At 71.8% G+C, this 19,398-nt stretch carries 15 protein-coding genes; 8 read left to right on the top strand and 7 right to left on the bottom strand.

Going from position 1 to position 19,398, the window contains the following annotated elements; genetic code table 11:
* Positions 1-278: 278 nt before the first annotated feature.
* On the top strand, positions 279-2,339 hold the full coding sequence (locus tag OV090_RS33560; RefSeq protein WP_267708757.1) for an SUMF1/EgtB/PvdO family nonheme iron enzyme: 2,061 nt from the start codon (positions 279-281) through the stop codon (positions 2,337-2,339).
* Between the two features lie 35 nt (positions 2,340-2,374).
* On the opposite strand, the gene OV090_RS33565 is transcribed toward OV090_RS33560, so the two are convergent.
* Both OV090_RS33565 and OV090_RS33570 read right to left on the bottom strand, forming a co-directional pair.
* Positions 2,375-4,060, bottom strand: a complete 1,686-nt coding sequence (locus OV090_RS33565) for a hypothetical protein (RefSeq protein WP_267708758.1) — start codon at positions 4,058-4,060, stop codon at positions 2,375-2,377.
* A gap of 16 nt (positions 4,061-4,076) precedes the next feature.
* Entirely contained in the window at positions 4,077-4,778 is a 702-nt protein-coding gene (locus tag OV090_RS33570; RefSeq protein ID WP_267708759.1) for a PspA/IM30 family protein, read from the bottom strand.
* 118 nt (positions 4,779-4,896) lie between these two features.
* On the opposite strand from OV090_RS33570, the gene OV090_RS33575 reads away from it, so the two are divergent.
* A complete protein-coding gene (locus tag OV090_RS33575) occupies positions 4,897-6,069 on the top strand; it encodes a hypothetical protein (RefSeq protein ID WP_267708760.1) in 1,173 nt (390 codons plus the stop codon).
* A gap of 64 nt (positions 6,070-6,133) precedes the next feature.
* On the opposite strand, the gene OV090_RS33580 is transcribed toward OV090_RS33575, so the two are convergent.
* The 3 genes from OV090_RS33580 to OV090_RS33590 all read right to left on the bottom strand — a co-directional run bounded on the left by OV090_RS33580 (position 6,134) and on the right by OV090_RS33590 (position 8,879).
* A complete protein-coding gene (locus OV090_RS33580; RefSeq protein WP_267708761.1) occupies positions 6,134-6,559 on the bottom strand; it encodes a hypothetical protein in 426 nt (141 codons plus the stop codon).
* On the bottom strand, positions 6,556-7,344 hold the full coding sequence (locus OV090_RS33585; protein ID WP_267708762.1) for a hypothetical protein: 789 nt from the start codon (positions 7,342-7,344) through the stop codon (positions 6,556-6,558). The genes OV090_RS33580 and OV090_RS33585 overlap by 4 nt, the downstream gene beginning before the upstream one ends.
* A 233-nt stretch (positions 7,345-7,577) precedes the next feature.
* Entirely contained in the window at positions 7,578-8,879 is a 1,302-nt protein-coding gene (locus OV090_RS33590; RefSeq protein ID WP_267708763.1) for a hypothetical protein, read from the bottom strand.
* A 141-nt stretch (positions 8,880-9,020) separates the two neighbouring features.
* Between OV090_RS33590 and OV090_RS33595 the strand changes: the two genes are divergently transcribed.
* Complete coding sequence (locus tag OV090_RS33595) at positions 9,021-9,557, top strand: hypothetical protein (protein ID WP_267708764.1); 537 nt, start codon at positions 9,021-9,023, stop codon at positions 9,555-9,557.
* A gap of 96 nt (positions 9,558-9,653) precedes the next feature.
* Here the strand turns inward: OV090_RS33595 and OV090_RS33600 are convergent, their stop codons facing one another.
* Positions 9,654-10,604, bottom strand: coding sequence for a homoserine kinase (locus tag OV090_RS33600; RefSeq protein ID WP_267708765.1), 951 nt, complete (start codon positions 10,602-10,604; stop codon positions 9,654-9,656).
* Between the two features lie 81 nt (positions 10,605-10,685).
* Positions 10,686-11,621, bottom strand: coding sequence for a thioredoxin domain-containing protein (locus OV090_RS33605; protein WP_267708766.1), 936 nt, complete (start codon positions 11,619-11,621; stop codon positions 10,686-10,688).
* Positions 11,622-11,878: 257 nt separating this feature from the next.
* Between OV090_RS33605 and OV090_RS33610 the strand changes: the two genes are divergently transcribed.
* The 5 genes from OV090_RS33610 (at position 11,879) to OV090_RS33630 (ending at position 19,380) form a co-directional block, all read left to right on the top strand.
* Positions 11,879-12,697 carry an electron transfer flavoprotein subunit beta/FixA family protein gene (locus OV090_RS33610; RefSeq protein WP_267708767.1) on the top strand — a complete coding sequence of 273 codons (819 nt, stop codon included), beginning with the start codon at positions 11,879-11,881 and terminating at the stop codon, positions 12,695-12,697.
* Between the two features lies 1 nt (position 12,698).
* Entirely contained in the window at positions 12,699-13,670 is a 972-nt protein-coding gene (locus OV090_RS33615) for an FAD-binding protein (RefSeq protein ID WP_267708768.1), read from the top strand.
* Positions 13,671-13,826: 156 nt separating this feature from the next.
* A complete protein-coding gene (locus OV090_RS33620; protein ID WP_267708769.1) occupies positions 13,827-15,446 on the top strand; it encodes an ATP-binding protein in 1,620 nt (539 codons plus the stop codon).
* Positions 15,447-15,876: 430 nt separating this feature from the next.
* A complete protein-coding gene (locus OV090_RS51125) occupies positions 15,877-17,973 on the top strand; it encodes a HAMP domain-containing sensor histidine kinase (RefSeq protein WP_267708770.1) in 2,097 nt (698 codons plus the stop codon).
* A 558-nt stretch (positions 17,974-18,531) separates the two neighbouring features.
* Positions 18,532-19,380: a hypothetical protein gene (locus OV090_RS33630; protein ID WP_267708771.1), complete on the top strand. Its 849-nt coding sequence runs from the start codon at positions 18,532-18,534 to the stop codon at positions 19,378-19,380.
* Positions 19,381-19,398: the final 18 nt, after the last annotated feature.

Below are 19,398 nucleotides of genomic sequence, written 5' to 3' on the forward strand. Positions count from 1 at the left end.
GTTTCATCCGTTTCACCGAGCGGACGCCACAATACCAGCCCCGCGCGGCGCTAGGCGACGGTCGCATCGACCGAGCTCGACCTCGCCGCGCGCGCGATGCTCACCGCGTATTCGGACATGTCGCATCCGACATGTCTTTCAGGTCAGACGGATCCGCTCGGCGCAGCTCGCCCGCGCGCGGCGGCTCTCGCACCAGGTCGGCCCCCGAGCGCGAGGTGTCGCGGCAGCGCCGACGTGGCCCCCACAAGGCCGTGGCCGACTGGTTTGTTGTAGGCTTCGTGCCAGGTACCGACTTGGTCGCCGCCCGAAATATCCCGCCGTGGATCCTGCTACTGCTCGGTTGCGCCCCCTCCCCGGCGCCCGTCGGCGAGCAGGAGCCGGCGGTCGCCGGCCCTTGTCCCGCCGACATGCGCCGCATCGCCGGCGGAGACGGGATCGCCGAGTTCTGCCTGGATACCGTCGAGGTCAGCTCGGTGAACTACCGCGCGTGCTTCACGGCCGGCGTCTGCAGCGCTCCGACCGCGGGAGACGGTCATGGTTGCAATCACTTCGACCCGCCGAGCGAGGAGCCGATCGGCTGCGTCAGCTTCGACCAGGCGCAGACCTACTGTCATTGGCTGAGCAGACGCCTCCCGAGCGAGCGCGAATGGGCCTGGGCTGCCCAGGGCGGCCCCCGTCGCACCACATTTCCGTGGGGCGACGCCGATGACGGCCGGGCGTGCCTCGATCGCAGCGAGGACGCCGGGCCGTGCCTGGTCGGCCGCACCGCGGACGCCAGCCCCGAAGGCGTGCACGACCTCGCCGGCAACGTCGCCGAGTGGACCGTGCGCGAGGATGGCGGCGGCAGCTTGCGGGGCGGCGTCTGGCGTTATCGATGGGAGCCCGACGCGGACGCTCGCCGCCTCCCGCAGGTCTCGCTAACGAGCGGCTTCCGTTGCGCCGTCGAGCTCGCCTATGCGCATACCCTGGCGGTCCCGCGACCGACCAGCCTCGCCGCCCCGGCACGCGAACCCCTCGTCGACCTCGCGTGGGCGCCGGCGCCGGTGCCTGCGCCCGCGTGGCCCCTCGACCAACTCGACGTGCTCGGTCAGCAGCCCGTCGCCGAGCCACGCTGGTCCGAGCTCGCCGACGGCCGATTCCTGCCCTTCGTGCCGGCCGCTCCGTCCGCACACGGCCTGCGCGGCGCGGTCGATCGCTCTGCCTTTCCCGCGAGCGCCGGCCGCTGTACCCCGCTCCGTGGCCTGCGCTCGCTCGTCGTCTTCGCCTGTGACGACGCCGAACGCCGTCGGCTGATCGCCGTCGACCGCGAGGGAAAAAACATCCGCTGGCAGAACCCCTATCGCGGCCGCAAGCCGGAGCAGGACGTCCACTTCGGCCTGCAGACCTTGGTGATCGAGACGCGCGACGCGGGGGGCGCGGGCGAGCTGTTCGGCTACTCCCTGGCCACGGGCGAGCCGTTGTGGCGCAGCCCGCTCGCGCGCGACGATCGCACGTGGTTCCACGCTGGCGGCGTCTACCGGATCGACAGCCGTCTCAGCCGGCCTTTCCTGCGCGCGTGCGACCCTGCCAGCGGCGACATCCTCTGGAGCCGCGACGCCGGGTGCGGCCTTGTCCACGGGGAGGCGCTCGTGATCGAGGACGCGCGAGGCTTTCACCGCCTCGATCCCGCCACTGGCGCCGAGCTTGCGACGCTCGGCCCCCCGCGGAGCCACTGCGGGTCCGCGACCGATCTCTCCTCCGCCCCGCAGATCGCCGGCGGTCGTCTCCACGACTTCACACCCAGTCCGGAGTTCGCCGGAGGTCTGCGCGTGTTCGACCTGGCGACGGGACAGGAGCGATGGCGACGCGCGCACGTCGCTCCCGAGGACGTGGCGATCGACGCCGACGCCGTCTACCTCCTCGAAGACGACCACTTCCTCGCCCTCGATCCGGCGACCGGCGCCGTCCGGGTCACCCTCACGCTCCAGCGGAGCACCCGTGGGCCGCGCGTCTACGCCGTGGACGATCCGACCGGCCCGTGGGTCCTCGTCGACGGACTGCACCATGCGATCGCGCTCGGGCGGGCTCTCGGGCCGGTCGTCCCCGAGGAGTTCGTCGTCCAGGGTCGGATCGTCGGCGCCGGCCTGCCCCCCGCCGGTGACCTCTGGCACCTCGTCACTCTCGGCCCGCAGCACCTGCGATTCGACGACCAGGGTCGGTTCGAGGCCCAGGGTACCCGCTCGGTCGGCACACGGCTCGCGCTCGAGTCGACCGAGCTGAACCTCGCCGCGGCGAGCATCACCCTGGACGGCCGCCGTCGCTACGACCTCGGCACCGTCCGCGTCCGATCACGTCGTTAGGTGCTCCTCGGGACACATCCCTCAGGACATGTCCTTCAGGGCAGCCTGATCCGCTGGCTCGGCGCGGGCTCGCCCGAGCGCGGCGGCTCCCACACCTTCTGGATGTAGCGCAGGTTGGCCGCCGAGCGCGCGTGTCGGGGCAGCGCCGACGTCGCCGCCACCAGCCCGAGCCCGACGATCGCCCCGACCAGCACCGCGATCCGGCCGCGCAGGCCGAGCGAGCGCGGCGTCGCCAGCACGATCAGCCCGACCAGCCCCGCCAATACGATCCAGCCGACCCCGAGCCCCGGCAGTCCGAGCCTCCCCGTCAGCGTGTACGGCGCGAAGCCCTCGCTCCACAGCGGCAGCAAGATCTCCGGCACTGGTTGATACACGTTCGTCAGGTCGAAGTGCGGCCACAGGTTCGCCGCCAGCCCGTTCGTCACCAGCGACCCGCTCGCCAGCGCCGCCGCTGCGCCCAGGCCCAGAGTCGCCGCCCAGCTGCGCGGCGGCCCGGCCAGCGCGCGCGCGGCCCCGGCCGCCCAGCCGAGCGCCAGCGCCGGCAGCACCACCACCAGGTAGCGCGGCCCGACGCGCCAGCCGCCCTCGAAGTTGAGGCTCACGCACGCCAGCAGCACCGCCGTGAACGCCGCCAGTTCGACCCTGGCCTGGAGGACATGTCCCTTGTCCCATGTCCCTCGTGCCAGCCGCCACAGCGCCCAGATCGCCAGCGGCCACAGCGGGGCCCAGCCGCACAGGCCCGACGCCAGCGACAGCACGTGGCTCTCGATCGCGCGCCAGCTCGGCCCGACCAGGCCGAGCAGGCCCTGGCCGTGCTTCTCGGCGAACTCGGCCGTCGCGCTGTGGTGGTAGCCGGTCTTGAGCGGCCCGCCGAACACCGCCGCGTGGTACGCCAGCAGCAGCCCGGCCGGCACCGCCGCCCCGGCGATCGCCGCTGCTGCGGTCGCCCACGCGCGCGCCCGCAGCAGCCCGAACACCAGTCCTGCCGCCGCCAGCCCGGCGAACGCCGCGGTGTACTCGACCAGCACCGCCGACCCTGCCAGCGCCCCGCCGAGCGCCGCCAGCCCGGCCCGCCCCTGCTCGCGCGCCCGCACCAGCAGCAGCAGCCCCGCCCACAGCAGGCAGGCCGCCAGCTGGTGCCCGTACAGCAGGTGCGCGTAGGCGGCCGCCGGGGTCGCCAGCGCGTACAGGCCGATCGCCAGGGCCGCCGCCCGCGCCCCGTAGGCGGGGGCCAGCGAGCGCCACAGCAGCCCGCACAGCGCCAGAGTCGGCAGCACCCCGCCGAACAGCCGCGCCCACCAGGTCACCGCGCGCAGCGTCGGCCCGCTCGGACCTGCCCCTTTGGACATGTCCTTGGCGTCACCCGCCGCGCGCGCCGGGACCGGGCCCTGCGCCGTCACCCGCGCGACCGAGTAGCCGAGCGCCGCGACCACGCTGGTCCCCGGCGGCTTGTTCGGGTAGAGCGCCCCGGACGGCGCGCGGGCCGCGTCGGGGCCAGGGTCGAGGCCGAGGCCGTCGATGCGCCACGAGCCGCGCTCCACCAGGGACGCGGCCTGGAGCAGGCGCGGGCGCTCGTTGGCGTTGCGGGTCGCCTCGGCGTAGGGGAACGCGGCCAGCAGCAGCAGGGCCAGGGCGGCCAGCAGCGCCGCCCCGCCGCGGGGACATGCTCTCGGAGACATGTCCTCCGGGACCTGTCCCATCACACCTGGCCGTTCGGGCATGCCCGAGAGGACCGCCCTACTTCTTGCCCTCTTCGAGCTGTTTGGCCTGCATCTTGGCCTTCAGGGCCGAGAGCGCGTCGTCGAGGTCGTTCTTGGCGCTGAGGCCGTTCAGCTTGGCGTCGATCTGCGCCTCCTGGATCCGGCCGTCCATGTCCTCGGCGCTGACCTCGTTGAGGGCCTCCAGGCGGGCGATCTTGTTCTCGATCGCGTCCATGCGGGCGCCCGCGCCGGCGTCGCCGGGGATCGTGCTGGTCCCGCCGCTCTGCTTGCTCGCGCGGGCCTGGGCCATCAGCGTGCCGCGGCGCAGGTTCAGCGCCTTGAGCTTGCCCTTGGCGTCGGAGATGCCCTGGCGCAGGTCCTCGACCAGCTTGCGCTGCTGCACCAGCGCCTCGTCGGTCGCCTCTTTCTCCTGCGTGAGCTCGCCCTTGCGCTGCAGCGCCGCGCGGGCCAGCGTCTCGTCGCCGATCGTGATCGCCTGCTCGGCCCGCCGCTGCCACGCCGCCTCGTCGCGGGTCAGCTGCTCGAGCTTCTTCTCCATCATCTTCTGGTCGACGATCGACTGCTTGAGGTCGAGCTCCGACTTGCGGATGTTCTCGGCCAGGTCGTCGAGCATCAGGGCCACCTCCTGGCCCGGGTCGGACACGGCCTCGACCGCGTCGTTCAGCGTGCTCTGGATGGCCTTCTTCAGGCGGCGGAACAGCCCCGGTTTCTCCGACATGCGCGCGTCCTCGCGGGCGCCTCGCCCGCTTTCGGTCGCCCCAGTCTAGCGCGCGGCCCGTCGCCTGTCGCGTCCGACCTTGCAAGCGCCCGCGTAACGGCCTATCAAGGCCGCGCGGATGGCAGGCGACCCTCCACCCTCGCCCGGAGCCGAGGCCGGCTCGCGCCTCGTCGGAGTCCTCGGCCACGCGCAGGCCCAGGCGGCCGTGGTGCGCGCGCTCGGCCGCGGCCAGCTGCACCACGCGCTCGTCCTCGTCGGCCCGCGCGGCGTCGGCAAGGCGACCTTCGCCCGCGGCCTCGGCTGCGCGCTCCTGTGCCCGCAACGCCCCGGCCTCGGCTGCGGCGCCTGCCCCACCTGCCAGCGCGTGCTCGCCGGCAACCACCCCGACGTCGACTGGCTGGTGCCCGACGGCAAGGCCGGCCTGATCTCCGTCGACGCCGCCCGCGCCTGCCACGTCCGCCAGACCCACGCCCCCTACGAGGGCCGCGCCTACCTCGTCGTCGTCGACCCGGCCGACGCCCTCGGCGAGGCCGCCGGCAACGCCCTGCTCAAGACCATCGAGGAGCCGCGCCCCGGGGTCCACTTCGCCCTGCTCACCACCAACCTCCAGGGCGTGCTGCCGACGATCCTCAGCCGCTCGCTGCCGGTCCGCCTCGGCCGCCTCGACGACGACATCGTCCGCGGCATCGTCCACGCCCGCGCCGCCGACGCCCCGCCCGAGCGCCACGACATGGCCGTGCTGTTGGCCGAGGGCAGCGCCGGCGTGGCCCTCGAGCTGGCCTCCGACCCGTCGCTGGCCCGCAGCCTCGAGCTGGTCAAGCAGGCGATCACCGCCGTGCGCGCCGGCCCGCCGGCGATCTTCGGCGGCGACAACCACCCGCTGTGGCAGGCCTGGGCCGTCGCCACCGCCCCGAGCGAAGCTGTCCCCGAGGACAGCCCCGCCGAGGCCGAGCCCGAGGTCCCCGGCGCCAAGAAGAAGAAGACGTCCAAGAAGGCTGCCAAGGCCGGCGACGACGGCGACAAGCCCGCCAGCAAGAAGGACGCCCCCGCGCTGCAGCGGGCCGCGGTGCGCCGCCTGGTCGAGCTGTGGATCCTCCACGTCCGCGAGCAGCTGCGCGGCCGCCCCGGCCTGCCCGGCCTGCCGCCGCCCTCGGCCGTCGCCCCCGGCACCCTGGTCGCCGCCATCACCGCCCTGCAGCGCCTCGGCGCCCGCGTCGAGCGCATGGGCAACGTCCGCCTGATGCTCGAGCAGGGCCTGCTCGAGCAGAGCGCCCTGCTCTCCGGGACATAGCCGCCGGGACAGGTGCGAAGGGGCATGCCCGCGAGGACATGCCCCTTCGGTCATCTCAGCGACCTCACCCGCAGTCGCACGCGTCGTTGAAGCAGGCGTTCGGGACGCTCGACACCTCGGCCACGAAGACCTCGAACGCACCCTGCGCGAGCTGTGGGTTGCCGGTCACCGTCAACGTGTTGACGTGCGTCAGCGCCGGCGCGCCGGCGAGCGAGGTCAGGCCGTCGCAGCCGGCGACGAGCATGCTCTGGACCTGCAGCAGCCCGCCCAGGCCGTCCAGGCTCGTCAGCCCGTCCATACCGGGGGCGCCGCCGCAGGCGCCGATGCTGAGGATGTTGTCCAGCTTCGTCAGCCCGCCGAGCCCGGCCAGAGTCGTCACTCCGGGCATCCCGTCGAGGACGATCCAGCCCGCCTCCGTGACCCCGACGAGCGGCGACAGGTCGGTGACCCCGGGCAGATTCACCAGGGACAGGCCGTCGACTTCGGTCAACCCGAGAGCGCGGCCAGCGAGGTCACCGCCGGCAGATCCTGCAGCGAGATGTTCTGCCCCGTCAGCGAAGCGGGCAACCGCGGGCCCAGTGGCGACAGATCGGCGAGCTTGGGGCTGCTCCGGATCGTCACGGCGAACAGCGGGTGGGCCCAGCCCTCCAGCGCGCTCACGTCGGCCAGCTGCGAGTTGTCCAACAGGAACAACTTCAACGTCCCCTCGTACGCCGGCCCGAAGCTCGGCAGCGCAGTGATGCCGAGGTTTTCCAGCGTCACCGCACCGGTCTGCGCGAGCGAGCCGAGCGCCGACAGGTCGGTCAGCTGCGGCATGTCGCGCAGGTTCAGATCGCCCACCGACTGCAGGCACGTGAACATCGGCAAGCCGGTGAGGCCCGCCCGATCGCGCACCGTCAGCGTCCCGTCGACGCGCTGCAGGTTGGCCAGGGTGGCCACCACGACCGGGTCGGCGTCACCGTCGACGCGCAGGTTGCCCGTCACCTCCGTGACGCAGGTGAAGTCGCCCCCGGCCGCGTCGATGACCACGTCGTCCTCGATCACCAGGGCGGCCGGACACGGCGGCCCGCACAGCCCGGGCACTGCGGTGGTCTCGGTCGTCTCGGCCGTGGTCGGCGGGCCCGAGGTCGTGGGGTTCGGCTCCCCGGTCGTCCCTGGCCCCGCGCCGGTCGTGCCCGGTTCTCCGCCGCTCGACGAGCCCCCGTCGCTCTCACCCGGCACCGGCCGCTCGGAACAGGCAAACGACAGCGCGATCCCCAGACCCAGCCAACGCATCATTCGATGGTACCAGAGGTCCTGTCGCCCGGCCACCCGTGGATGGGCCGCAGCACTCCTGGCCAGGCGCAGCGGGTCGCCGAACATGTCCCTTTTAAAAAGCGACATGTTCAAAGCGCGCCGACGCGCTCACGCGATTGTCACGCCCCGCGGACCGCATGCCCGCGAGGACATGCCCCTTCGGTCATCCCCGCGACCTCACCCGCAGTCGCACGCGTCGTCGAAGCAAGCCATCACTGGCAACCACACTCTTCATTAAAACATTCGCCCGGCACGCTGCCGACCGCGGTGACGAAGGCGTCGAACGCCGCCTCGGCCAGCAGCGGGTTGTCCGTCACTGCGAGCTGATTGACGTGGCCGAGCGTCGGCGCGCCGCTGAGGGTCGTCAGCGCGTCGCAGTGGGCGATCGACAGCTTGCCGACGAAGGTCAGCGAGTCGAGGCCGGCCAGGCTGGTCAGGCCGTCCATCCCTTCCTTCTCGCAGTGGCCGAGGCTGAAGCTGCTCTCGACGCGCTCGAGCCCCGACAGCCCGGACAGACTCGTCACCTGCGGCAGGCCGAACAGCGCGACCAGGCTGGCCCGCTCCAGACCGGCGAGCCCCGACAGGTCGCTCACGCCGGGCAGACCGACCAGCTGCAGCCCGCCGACGTCGACCAGCGATTTCAGCACCTCGAGCGACGTCACCGCCGGCAGGTCGATCAGCGACACGCTGTAGAACTGCTGCGGATCGCCCAGGACACCGGCCAGCGGCGACAGGTCGGCCAGCGCCGGGCTGTTCTGGATCACCAGGGTGGGCAGCACCGAGGTCCAATTCGCCGCCGCGCCGAGGTCCGTCAGCGCCGGATTGTCGCGCAGGAACAGCTCGCCTGCGCCCGTGAAGCCGGGGCCGAAGCTCGGCAGGCTCGTGATCCCGAGGCCGTCGAGCGTGACCGAGAACGAGAAGTCGAGCCGCGACAGGCCTGACAGATCTGCCAGCTGCGGCATGCCCTGGACCGTCAGCTCGTTGACGCGCTCAAGGCACGCGAACGCGGAAAGATCGGCGAGCCCCGGCTGGTCGCGGATGGTGAGGTTGCCTGCGATCTGGCGCAGGTTCACCAGCGTGGCCACGTCGGCCGGCGACGCATCGGCGTCGATCCGCAGGTTGCCCTGGACCACCGTCACGCAGGAGAAGTCGCCGGGCGTGGCGCCGACGTCGAGGTTGCCCTCGAACGCCAGCTCGGCCGGGCACGGCGGCCCGCACGACGTCGGAAAGCCAGTGGTGAACTCGGTGGTCACCGCGGTCGTCACGTCGAACGTCGTCGTCGGCAGCTCGCCGGTGGTCGGGTCGCCGGGCGACGTCGGCGTGGTCATCGGCAGCGGCGTGGTCGTCGGCGACTCCGTCGTCGGTGACAGCGTCGTCGGCGACAGCGTCGTCGGCGACGGCTCCCCCGTCGTCGTCATCGCACCGGTGGTGGTCGACTCGCCGGCGCTCTCACCCGGCAGCGGACGCTCGGAGCACGCAGACAACAGCACGACCACCAGACCCAATATGCGCATCTTCCAAAGATAGCACGGGCCCTGGCGACGTCCGGCGCCAGTCCGGCGCGAACTCGACCCGCCAGCGCGAGAACGACGGTACGCGACGGCTGAGCCGCGTGCGAGCGCCGTGCTGAAGCACGATGAAAGCAGCGCCGCGCCTTGAGCTGCGCCCCCGACCTCGTCTACGATCGCCGCGTGCCGCCGAGCCTCGCGTCGGTCTTCACGGGCCTCCTGCTCGTCGCCCCGGTCGCCCCGGCGCCCGCCGACGAGGCGGTCGTCTACCGCGATCTGCAGGCCCGCACCGGCCTCGATCTCGAGCGGGTGTGGACCGACTACCAGAGCGAGCGCCGCGACGGCCAGGGCTTCTACGAGTTCACGCGGGCCCGCTACCGCCGGCGCCTCGGCGCCGGCATCGGCCTCTCGCTCGCCGGCCTCGGCCTCGGCGCCGCCGGCATGGCCATGGTCCTGATCGCCGCCGAGCGCGACAACGAGATCGACGTCATCGGCGGCGCCCTCGTCCTGACCGCCGGCCTCGGCCTCGCAGTGCCCGGCGCGATCCTCTGGCCCGTCAGCCAGATCCGCCTGCACAAGCTCAAGCGGGCCCGCACCGCCGCGCTCGGCCGCGTGCAGCTGCGCGCCGCCGGCCCGCTGGCCCTCCCGCGCGGCCTCGGCCTCGGCCTCGGCTTCGCGTTCTGACCGCCCGTTCGAGCATGCCCTCCAGGACATGCCCCACCCGCCATGCACTTGGGGACAGGTCGTAGACGACATGCCCTCTCGGACATGTCGTCAGCCTCAATGCAACAGCGTCGACACCACCCGCGCCCCGGGCCCCACCTGGTCGACCAGCCCGTTGCCCGGCACGCCGGCGAGGGTGAAGCACTCCTCGAGGATCGCCAGCATCGCCTCCGCGCGGCCGCGCGAGCCGGCCAGCGCGAACGTCGTCGGCCCGGAGCCACTGATGCTGCAGGCCAGCGCCCCGGCCTCGCAGCAGGCCGCCTTGGCGTCGAGGTAGCCGGGGATCAGGCGCGCGCGGCACGGCTCGACCAGCTCGTCGACGATCGCCTCGCCGAGCAGCGACAGGTCGCCGCAGTGGAGCGCGTGGACCAGGAGCCCGAGCCGGCTCGCCTGCTGCACCGTCGCGGCCAGCGGCACCTGGGCCGGCAGCACCGCGCGAGCCTCGGCGGTGCTGACCGAGCAGCCGGGGGTGTACACCGCCAGCCACAGGTCGGCGGGGCTCGGCAGGGCGATCAGGCGCAGCGGGTCGAGCTGCGGGATGAGCACCACGCCGCCGAGGATCGCCGGCGCCACGTTGTCGGGGTGGGCCGCGCCGCAGGCCACCCGCTCGCCCTCGCGGGCCAGGTCGACCAGCTGCGCCGGCTGCAGCCCGAGGCCGAGCGCCGCGTCGGCCGCCACCAGCGCCGCGCAGGCGCTCGCGCCCGACGAACCGAGCCCGCTGCCGAGCGGCAGGCCCTTGTAGACCTCGAGCTCGACCCCGGCGTCTGGCGCGTAGCGGCGCAGCAGCTCGGCGACGGCCACGCCGGCGGTGTTCTTGTCGGCGGTGCGGGGCAGCTTGCCGCCGTCGCCCTCGACCTTGGCGATCGTGACGCCCGGCTGCTCGCCCCGGCGCGCGCGCACGCGGTCGCCGGGGCCGCGCAGGGCCAGGCCCAGGCAGTCGAAGCCGGGCCCGAGGTTCGACACAGTCGCGGGCGCGAACGCCTCGATCCAGGGTCGGGGTCGTGACATGTCCAAAGAGTCAGGCTCAGGATCGGCGCCGAGTCAAGCCCGGTCGCGCGGAAGTCGGCCGAGCGGGGCGCCGCGCTCGCCTCAGCGGCGCAGGGCGTCGTCGATCCAGCCGACGACCGTGCCGCCGAACATGTACTCGTTGAAGTAGCGGCCGTTGACGAACACCGCCGGGGTGCCGGTGATCTCGAGCTTCTCGCCCTCGGCGCGGTCGGCCTCGACGATGTCCTTGCCCTTGAGCGCGGCGAAGTCGGCGTCGAACTGCTTCATGTCGAGGCCGATCTTCTGCGCGTACTTGCGGATGTCGGCGTCGGACAGGGCCGTCTGGTTCTCGAACACGATGTCGTGCATCTCCCAGAACTTGCCCTGCGACTGGGCGGCCACGGTGGCGATCGCGGCGACCTTGGCCCGCGGGTGGGCCGACAGCGGGAAGTGCTTGAACACCAGCTTGGCGCGGCCGCGGAACTGGTCGATCGCCTGGCGCAGCATCGGCGCCTCGGCGCGGCAGTGCGGGCACTCGAAGTCGGCGAACACCACCACCGTCACCGGCGCCCGCTCGTTGCCGTAGACCGGGCGGCCCTCGATGTCGATCTTGCGCGGCTGGAGCGCGCCGACGACGTACTCCATGTTGGCCTTGATGTCGCTCGGCGAGGCGCCCGAGGCCAGCGCGTCGGCGATGAACTGCGACACGCTGAGCGAGTCGCGGCAGGCGGCGTCGTCGCGCAGCGACACGGCCAGGCTGTGCGGCTTGCCGCAGGCCGACGGCTCGCTGTTGATCAGCTGGAAGAAGCTGGTCTTCTGCGGCTCGGACAGGCGCGACAGGTCGACGCCCTTGGCCTCGGTGATCTCGCCCCCGGGCGGCGGCGTGACCTCGCTCGGCGGCGTCTCGGCCTTGGTGGTCGCGGCGACCGGCCCGCCCTTGTTCTCCGGGGCGCCGGCCTCGGGCACCGAGGTGCAGGCCGGGCTACAGGCCGAGAGGATGAGGAGCAGCGGTGCGAGCGAGCACTTGGAGCGGGTCATCGCGGACGATCCTGACGGGCGCAGCCGGCGAGTTCGCCGCAAGGTCGCAGCGTCCGGCAGAATTGGCCGCGCAACGCTAACGCACGCATCGCGGTCTCGCAAGCGTCCCCGACCGCCGCGGCCTCCTGTCCGGACAGTCGGGTCGCCCGCGGATGACCGCGGAGAAAGCTCCACGTTCGGGGAAAAACTCACCCGTACGGATGCATTGACACGGTTCACTGCCCGGGCGATACAGCCTCGCGCAGGAGGAGTCCCTTTTGAAGATTTTGGTCTGTGTCAAGCGGATCCCGGATCCCGACGAGAGCCTGAAATTCGCGGGCGGCGGGCTCGACTACTCTGCCTCGAAGTGGGTCCCGAACGCTTTCGACGAGTACGCCATCGAGACCGCCCTCCGCCTCGCCGAGGTCGTCGGCGGCACGCAGCGGCTGGCCGAGGTGATCGTCCTCGGGATCGGCCCCGAGAGCCAGCGCCAGCAGCTCACGCAGTTCCTGGCCATGGGCGCCGACCGCGGCATCATCGTCGACGCCGACCCGGACAAGCTCGACACCGCCACCGTGTCCAAGCTGATCGCCGCGGTGTTCAAGAAGGAGGCCGCTGACCTCCTCATCGCCGGCAAGCTGTCGCAGGACAACGAGGGCGGCCAGGTGCCGCAGCGCGTCGCCGGGCTCCTCGACGTCCCGCAGGCCAGCTTCGCCGCCACCGTCGAGTGGGACCAGGCCGCGAAGGCGCTGACCGTCGGCCGCGAGGTCGACGACGGCGTCGAGGTCAAGCGCGTGCCGCTGCCGGCGGTCGTCTCGGTCGACCTCCGCATCGTCCTGCCGAAGAGCGTCAAGAACGGCTCGACCCCGGCCACCCACGCCTACCAGGAGGGCCCGCGGCTCGCCTCGCTCAAGGGCATCACCATGGCCAAGCGCAAGCCGGTCGCCGTGCTGAAGCCGTCCGACCTCGGCGTCGCCGTCGGCACCAACGAGCAGGTCGTCGGCGTCGCCGCCCCGCCGGCGCGCAAGGCCGGTCAGAAGGTCAAGACGGTCGAGGAGCTGTTCGAGAAGCTCACGAAGGAAGCGAAGGTCATCTAACATGAGCAAGGTCCTCGTCATCCTCGAAACCGCCGGCGGCCAGATCCGCCCGCACTGCCTGCCCGGCATCACCTGCGCGGCCGAGATCGCCCGCGCCACCGGCAAGCCGCTGCACCTGCTGGTGCTCGGCGCCCAGCCCGACGCCGCCGCCCAGGCGATCGCCGCCGCCGGCTACGGCGCGGCCGCCGTCCACACCCTGGCCGGTCCGACCCTCGAGCCGTTCACGGCCGAGGCGTGGTCCGACGCCATCATCCACGCCGCGCGCACGCTCGGCGCCAGCGTCATCGGCGGCACCGCCTCCTCGACGCTGCGCGACGCCCTGCCCCGCGCCGCCGCGGTCCTCGACGCCCCGCTCGTCTCCGAGGTCGTCAAGGTCAAGTCGGGCGACACCTTCGTCCGCCCGATCTCGGCCGGCCGCGCGCTGCAGGACCAGAAGGTCAACGCCGGCACGTTCTTCTTCACCGCGCGCGGCACCGAGTTCGAGCACGCGCAGCCCACCGGCGCCGTGCCCGTCCAGGCCGTCGCCGCCGCCGCCGCCAACACCCGCGGCGCCGTCGTCCAGGGCGTGCAGAAGACCGAGTCGTCGCGCCCGCAGCTCACCGAGGCCAAGGTCATCGTGTCCGGCGGCCGCGGCATGCGCGAGGGCGCCAACTTCAAGCTCCTCGAGCAGCTCACCGACCTGCTCGGCGGCGCTCTGGGCGCCAGCCGGGCCGCGACCGACGCCGGCATGGTCCCCGCCGACCTGCAGGTCGGTCAGACCGGCAAGATCGTCGCCCCGGAGCTCTACTTCGCCGTGGCGATCTCGGGCGCGATCCAGCACCTCGCCGGCATGAAGGGCTCGAAGACGATCGTCGCCATCAACAAGGACGCCGAGGCCCCCATCTTCCAGGTCGCCGACTACGGCCTGGTCGCCAAGTGGGAAGAGGCGGTCCCGCGGCTCGTCGAGCTGATCAAGGCCCGCAAGGGCGCCTGAGCGCTGCGCGTCCGCACCGCTGCATTCGACCGGCGCGGCCTCGCCCCCCACCCCTGCGGGTGAGGGCCGAGGCCGCCGGCGTTTCGGCCTCACGAGGCTCGCGGGACCGGCCTGCGCCCGGCCGCGGCGCGAAGGGTGTTACGCTCGCGGCCCGCAATGGGCAGCCAGACCGCATCGCGGCGGCAGACCGTGTACGCCCTAGCGATCGCCCTGGTCGCCGGCATCGTCCTGCTCGTGGTCTCACAGGTCGCCCTGGCGTGGATGACCGACGAGCCGCTGCGACGGACCACTGCCGTGGTGGCCGGCCTGGTCGCGCTGGTCCAGGTGCTCGTCGTCTACCTGGCCGCGAGGACAGGCCTCGTCGAGCTCGCCGGCCGCGACGCAGTGCGGGCCTTCGTCATCGCCCCGCCGGCGGCGCTCGTGGTCGCCGTCCCGCTGCTGTGGGGCAGCGTTCTCCAGACCACCAGCGTGCCCGCGCTGCTCCCCTCGCTCGGACCGGTGCTGGCGGCCGTGTGGGGCGTCGCCCTCGCGCTCGCGCCGGCGTGTCTGGCCGCCTATCTCCACCTCGGCGGCAACCCGCGGCCGGTCGGGCGCGACGAGCACCAGACTGCGCAAGCGCTGTGGTGCTCGCTGTTCGCCAGCGCAGTCAGCTCGGCGGGCCTCCTGGCGACCGGGCGGATCCTCGCCGCCGCCGCCCCCGAGGCGACCTCGCGCGAGCTGTGGCCCGCCTTCGGTCTGGCAGTGCTCACCGGTCTGTTCGCCCGCGCCGGCAGCCTGTTCGCCCGCGACACCGGCGGCGAGGTCCTCTCGCTCGCGCGCCGGCTCGACCGCGTCAACATCGACACCGCCGCCGGCAGCCGCCCGCTCGTCGTCACCCGCGGCGACCGCCTCGGCGCCCTGCAGGCCGAGCTCGAGCGCCTGCGCCGCGACCTGGTCGGCGAGCACCGCCTCTACAAGGAGACCCTGCTGCAGACGCGCGAGGCCGCCGAGGCCAAGGCCGAGTTTTTGGCCGCGGTCAGCCACGAGCTGCGGACCCCGCTCAACTCGATCTGCGGCTTCTCTCAGCTGCTGCTCGAGGGCCTGTCGACCCCGCTGTCCGACGAGCAGCGCGAGGACATCCGCCTGATCCGCACCAGCGGCATGCAGCTGCTCGGCCTCATCAACGACATCCTCGACATCTCCATGATCGAGTCGGGCGAGCTGCGGCTGTACTTCGCCTCCGAATCGCCGGCCGACATGATCGACGAGGTCTGGCGGCAGCACCGGCCGCTCGTGCAGGAGGCCGGCCTCGAGCTGCGCACCGAGGTCCCCGGCGACCTCCCGCGGGTCGTGTGCGACCGCCGGCGGATCTGCCAGATCCTCAACAACCTGCTGTCGAACGCCACCAAGTTCACCGAGAAGGGCTCGATCATCATCTCCGCCATGTTCGAGCCGCTGCCCGGGCGCGTGCTGATCCGGGTCACCGACACCGGCATCGGCATCGACCCCGAGGACATCGACAAGATCTTTCAGGAGTACCGCCAGGTCGGCAACCTCGCCCAGCGCAAGAAGGGCACCGGCCTCGGCCTGGCGATCGCCCGCAGCATCGCCAACCACCACTCCGGCTCGCTCGAGGTCAGCTCCACTCTCGGCCGCGGCTCGACCTTCACCCTCTCGCTCCCGCTGACTCCCCCGCGCAAGCCCGCCTCGATCGACATGACCGAGGAGGCAGTCCGCGCCAGCCAGCGCTTCTGGAGCCCGCGCAGCTCGTCCTCGGGCGGAGAGGCCGACGCGTGAGCCTGCGCCGCGACATGCCCGAAGGGACATCTCAAATGTCTCTCAGGACATGTATCACCGCGCCCGCCGGCCTCCGGACCGGAGAGACAGCCGCGTCCCCGCGCCGCCTCCCCGCGCCGCCCCCGGTCGTCGGCGACATGACCGGAGGGACAGCCCCTTCCCCGCGCCGCCGGCCCGGGCCGCCCGAGGTCGCCGGCGACATGGCCGGAGGGACAGCCGCGTCCTTGTACCAGCGCGCCCTCGCGCGGCCCTCTTGCGCCGGCGACCTGCCCCGAGCGACAGCCGCCACCTCCTCGCGGACTCTCCGCCGCACCATCGACCTGTTCCGAGAGACATCCACGCGCCCGCCGCCCTCGCGAGTCCCGCGCGGTGCCAAAGATCATCTGTCCGAAGAGACACCTCTATTCCTCACCAGCCCGGAGGTCCGCCCGTGAGCGACCGCGACGGCTCGTCCGAGTGGGAGGGCAGCACCGAGGACCTCGTCGGCCTCGCGCGCGACGTCGACGACCTCGCGCCCGGCTTCCCGCGGGCCGGCCAGCCCACGCGGCTGCGAGCCGAGCGCGACGTCCTCGCCGGCGTCGCCGCCGCCTACACCCTCGCCGTCGGCCTCGACGTCGCCTGGTCGCTGATCGTCTGGGACAGCCGCGGCGCGGCCGCTCCGTGGCCGCTGTTCGCCCTGCTCGTCCCTCACCTCTTCATCCTCACCGCCGCCCTGCTCACCGTCTACAGCGCCTTGCCGGCCGCGCGGTGGCTGCGGCCCGACGAGCTCGGGCGGCCCGCCCCGATCAGCGGCGCCTGGCTCGTGCGCGCCGTCGGCTTCCTCGCCGTCCCGCTCTACCCCTTGCTCGACGCCCGCGAGCGCAACGAGCTGCTGCGCGTCGCCCCGCGGGCCGAGGTCGAGGAGGCCGCGCTGGCCCTGCAGCGGGTCCCGCGGGTGGTCGCGCGCGCCGTCTTCAGCGGCCTCCTCGTCATCGCCCTCAGCGACGCGTTGATCGCCCGCAACCCGCTGCAGTGGACCTGGTCGACCACCCTCGCGCACGCCTGCCTGTGGGCCGCGATCGCCGCTCCGCTGGCCGCCCTCGCCGCCAACTGGGCCCGCCGCTCGGTCCGCGGCGACATCCTCTCCTGCCCGATCGCCCAGCTCGAGCTCGCCGATCGCCCGCCCACCATGACCGGCCGGCTGTTCGGCTGGGCCGGCCTCCTGCTGCTCGCCGGCGTCACCGCGCCGCTGCTCGGCGCCCACCTCTGGCTGCACGCCCACGCCCGCGCCGACGCCATCACGGTCGCCCAGCGCACCGCCGAGGGCCTCATCGACGTCGCCGGCCCGGCCGACGAGGAGGACCTCGGCCGCCGCCTCGCCCAGGCCCCCGGCGCCACGGTCCTCACCGCGCGCGGCGCCGTCTACGGCCCCGACCTGTCCATCAAGCCAGGTGACGACGGCCTCCTCGACGCCGACGGCGACGGCGAGTTCGACCGCTTCGCAGTCCAGCGCGGCGGCGCGCGGGCCGTCGTGCCGATGCGGCGGGCCACCGTCGACAACGCCGTCCCGTTCGCCCTCGCCGGCGCCCTCGGCCTGCTCGCCGGCCTCGTGGCGATCGGCCTGCACGCGCGCCGCAGCGAACGCGACCTCGCCCGCGTGCGCGCCCAGGTCGCCGAGGAGCCGGCCCCCGCGCCGCAGGGCTTCGAGTGGCAGGCGCTCGCGCAGTCGATCGAGGCCCTCGTCGCGCGCATGAACGAGGCCACCATCGCCCGCTTCGTCGCGCTCGAGAAGGCCGAGGAGACCGACCGCCTGCGCAGCCAGTTCCTCGCCAACATGAGCCACGACCTGCGCTCGCCGCTCAACTCGATCCTCGGCTTCTCCTCGCTGCTCCTGCGCGGCGTCGACGGCACCCTCGACGGCGAGACGCGCGAGATGGTCGAGACCATCGCCGCCGCCGGCCGCGACCTCCTGCAGCAGATCGACGCCATCCTCGACATGGCCCGCATCGAGGCGCGCCGGATCGAGAAGCAGGCCGAGCCCGTGCCGCTGGCCCCGCTGATCTCCAAGGCGGTGCAGCGGGCCCGCAACCGCGGCGGCGACCACATCAACTACACCGTCGAGGCCGTGCCCGGCCTGCCGACCGCCTACATCGACCCGCGCCACCTCGTGCAGGCGCTCGAGAACCTGCTGCTGTTCGCCGGCAAGCGCCTCACCGGCGGCTCGCTCAACATCAAGCTGCGCCGCGGCGACCCCGACGCCCCGCTCGGCCTCCAGCTCCACGTCACCACCCCGCTCAAGCCCGCCAGCGAGCAGCAGATGGGCCTCGCGCGCAAGGGCTTCCACCGCCTGCCCGGCCACCGCGGCCTCGGCCTCGAGCTGCCGATCGCCGACGCCCTGCTCAAGATCGAGGGCTGCCGCCTCGACGTCCGCGAGGTCGGCCAGGCCATGGTGTTCAAGATCCATCTGCCCGCCGCCGAGGCCCGCAGCCGCGTCCCCCTGATCGAGCGCGCCCACCCTGCCGCCGACAGCACCGCCCCGCCGAAGTGACGCGCCCCGTCGCACATTCACGCACTGATGATGCATCAGCCATGGCTCCGCATTGCCACTAATCGATCTAGTCAATCCCATTAGGTGCTCCCTAGCTAGCTTGCGAGCTCCGCGACTACGACAAATTCCCGCAGATAATAGAACAGAGAGAATAAGCGTGCCGTATCTCACACCAAAACTTGTTCACTCGGACACGTCCACTATTGCGGTACTTGTGCTTTTTCCCTATTCTCAAAAATGTTGAACGGGCATGCCGCAAGAGCCCGACGTACAGGAGGAAGAGTGATGGCGTGGAATAGGCTCAATACCGTTGTCTCCTTTGGATTTTGCACAGCCGCAGCGATCAGCATGCCTAATTGTGGCGGGCCCAAACCGCCCGACGATCCTGCCACAGAGCAAGAGAATCCCTGGGAGAACCAGTCGGAGGGGCTGTACCAGTTCAAGTGCAAGAACGATAATGGCTTGAATTATTGGTGGAGGATGCAGTCGGGCGCTCCGGTTGGGTATAGGTGGAAGTACACTCCTCCATACACTGACATTTGTGTGGAGGTTGATCCGATGGATCAGGGCGATCCGACGACTGGCGGCGGGCCTGATCCATGGGAAGCTGCTGTTCGGGCCAAATGCTCGGAGCAATGCGCTGAGCTCAATGTGAACTACATGGACATGTACGATCCGCATTGCGAGGACGAAGACTGGAGCGAAATCGAAAGAATTTTCGACGAGGTGTGGGGTGTCTGGAAAACTTGTCCGGTTCCGACGACCCTCCTCGACTTCGATCTAATCGAGACAGTCTTCGGAGCAGCTGCAGCCGCCGATGCAGAACAACTCCCCTGCGACCTGGCGCTTGATTGCTCGGACTACCTCGATTACGATGAAAAACTCGGACTCTGGACGCCACCGGATGCGAATACGCGCTACACGGCAGATGTTCTTCTCGAGTCCGATCCCGGGGAATCTTTCTTCATCATCAATACCGTGAACCGTACTGCAGAAGGCCACGCTGCATACACGGCGACATCATGTGGAGAAGACGCCTGTCCGTTCTATCTCGCGCAGATGGAGCTCACGGCCACTTCATCCATGACTTTCAACCTCTCGGTTGAGACCGCGACCCTGACGAAGACCATTTCCGACTTGAACGTCAAATTGGCTCGGCCCACCCTTGGAATGTGGCTTCCCGCGAGCGGCTACGTCATCATTCCACCTAAATCGCTGAGCGTCACGGTCGAGGCCACCGTCTCCGGCTCCACCAATACGTTCGGGGAGAATGGGGCGCATGAAGTCACCTACATCGTGGACGAGTACACGTTCGGCATCATTGATGGTGCGAACCTTCTCCTTGGCGTCAACAGCACCGACTATCTCGGCACCTGGAGCGTGACCGGGCAGTTCATCGAGGAGTAGTGCACATCTCCCGGCGAC

Source organism: Nannocystis sp. RBIL2, assembly GCF_026626745.1.
Lineage (GTDB): Bacteria > Myxococcota_A > Polyangia > Nannocystales > Nannocystaceae > Nannocystis.

Coding starts and splice junctions, on each gene's coding strand:
- OV090_RS33565 (WP_267708758.1), bottom strand. CDS start 4,060: ATGCCCGAACGGCCAGGTGTGATGGGACAGGTCCCGGAGGACATGTCT.
- OV090_RS33570 (WP_267708759.1), bottom strand. CDS start 4,778: ATGTCGGAGAAACCGGGGCTGTTCCGCCGCCTGAAGAAGGCCATCCAG.
- OV090_RS33575 (WP_267708760.1), top strand. CDS start 4,897: ATGGCAGGCGACCCTCCACCCTCGCCCGGAGCCGAGGCCGGCTCGCGC.
- OV090_RS33585 (WP_267708762.1), bottom strand. CDS start 7,344: ATGCGTTGGCTGGGTCTGGGGATCGCGCTGTCGTTTGCCTGTTCCGAG.
- OV090_RS33590 (WP_267708763.1), bottom strand. CDS start 8,879: ATGCGCATATTGGGTCTGGTGGTCGTGCTGTTGTCTGCGTGCTCCGAG.
- OV090_RS33600 (WP_267708765.1), bottom strand. CDS start 10,604: ATGTCACGACCCCGACCCTGGATCGAGGCGTTCGCGCCCGCGACTGTG.
- OV090_RS33605 (WP_267708766.1), bottom strand. CDS start 11,621: ATGACCCGCTCCAAGTGCTCGCTCGCACCGCTGCTCCTCATCCTCTCG.
- OV090_RS33615 (WP_267708768.1), top strand. CDS start 12,699: ATGAGCAAGGTCCTCGTCATCCTCGAAACCGCCGGCGGCCAGATCCGC.
- OV090_RS33620 (WP_267708769.1), top strand. CDS start 13,827: ATGGGCAGCCAGACCGCATCGCGGCGGCAGACCGTGTACGCCCTAGCG.
- OV090_RS33630 (WP_267708771.1), top strand. CDS start 18,532: ATGGATCAGGGCGATCCGACGACTGGCGGCGGGCCTGATCCATGGGAA.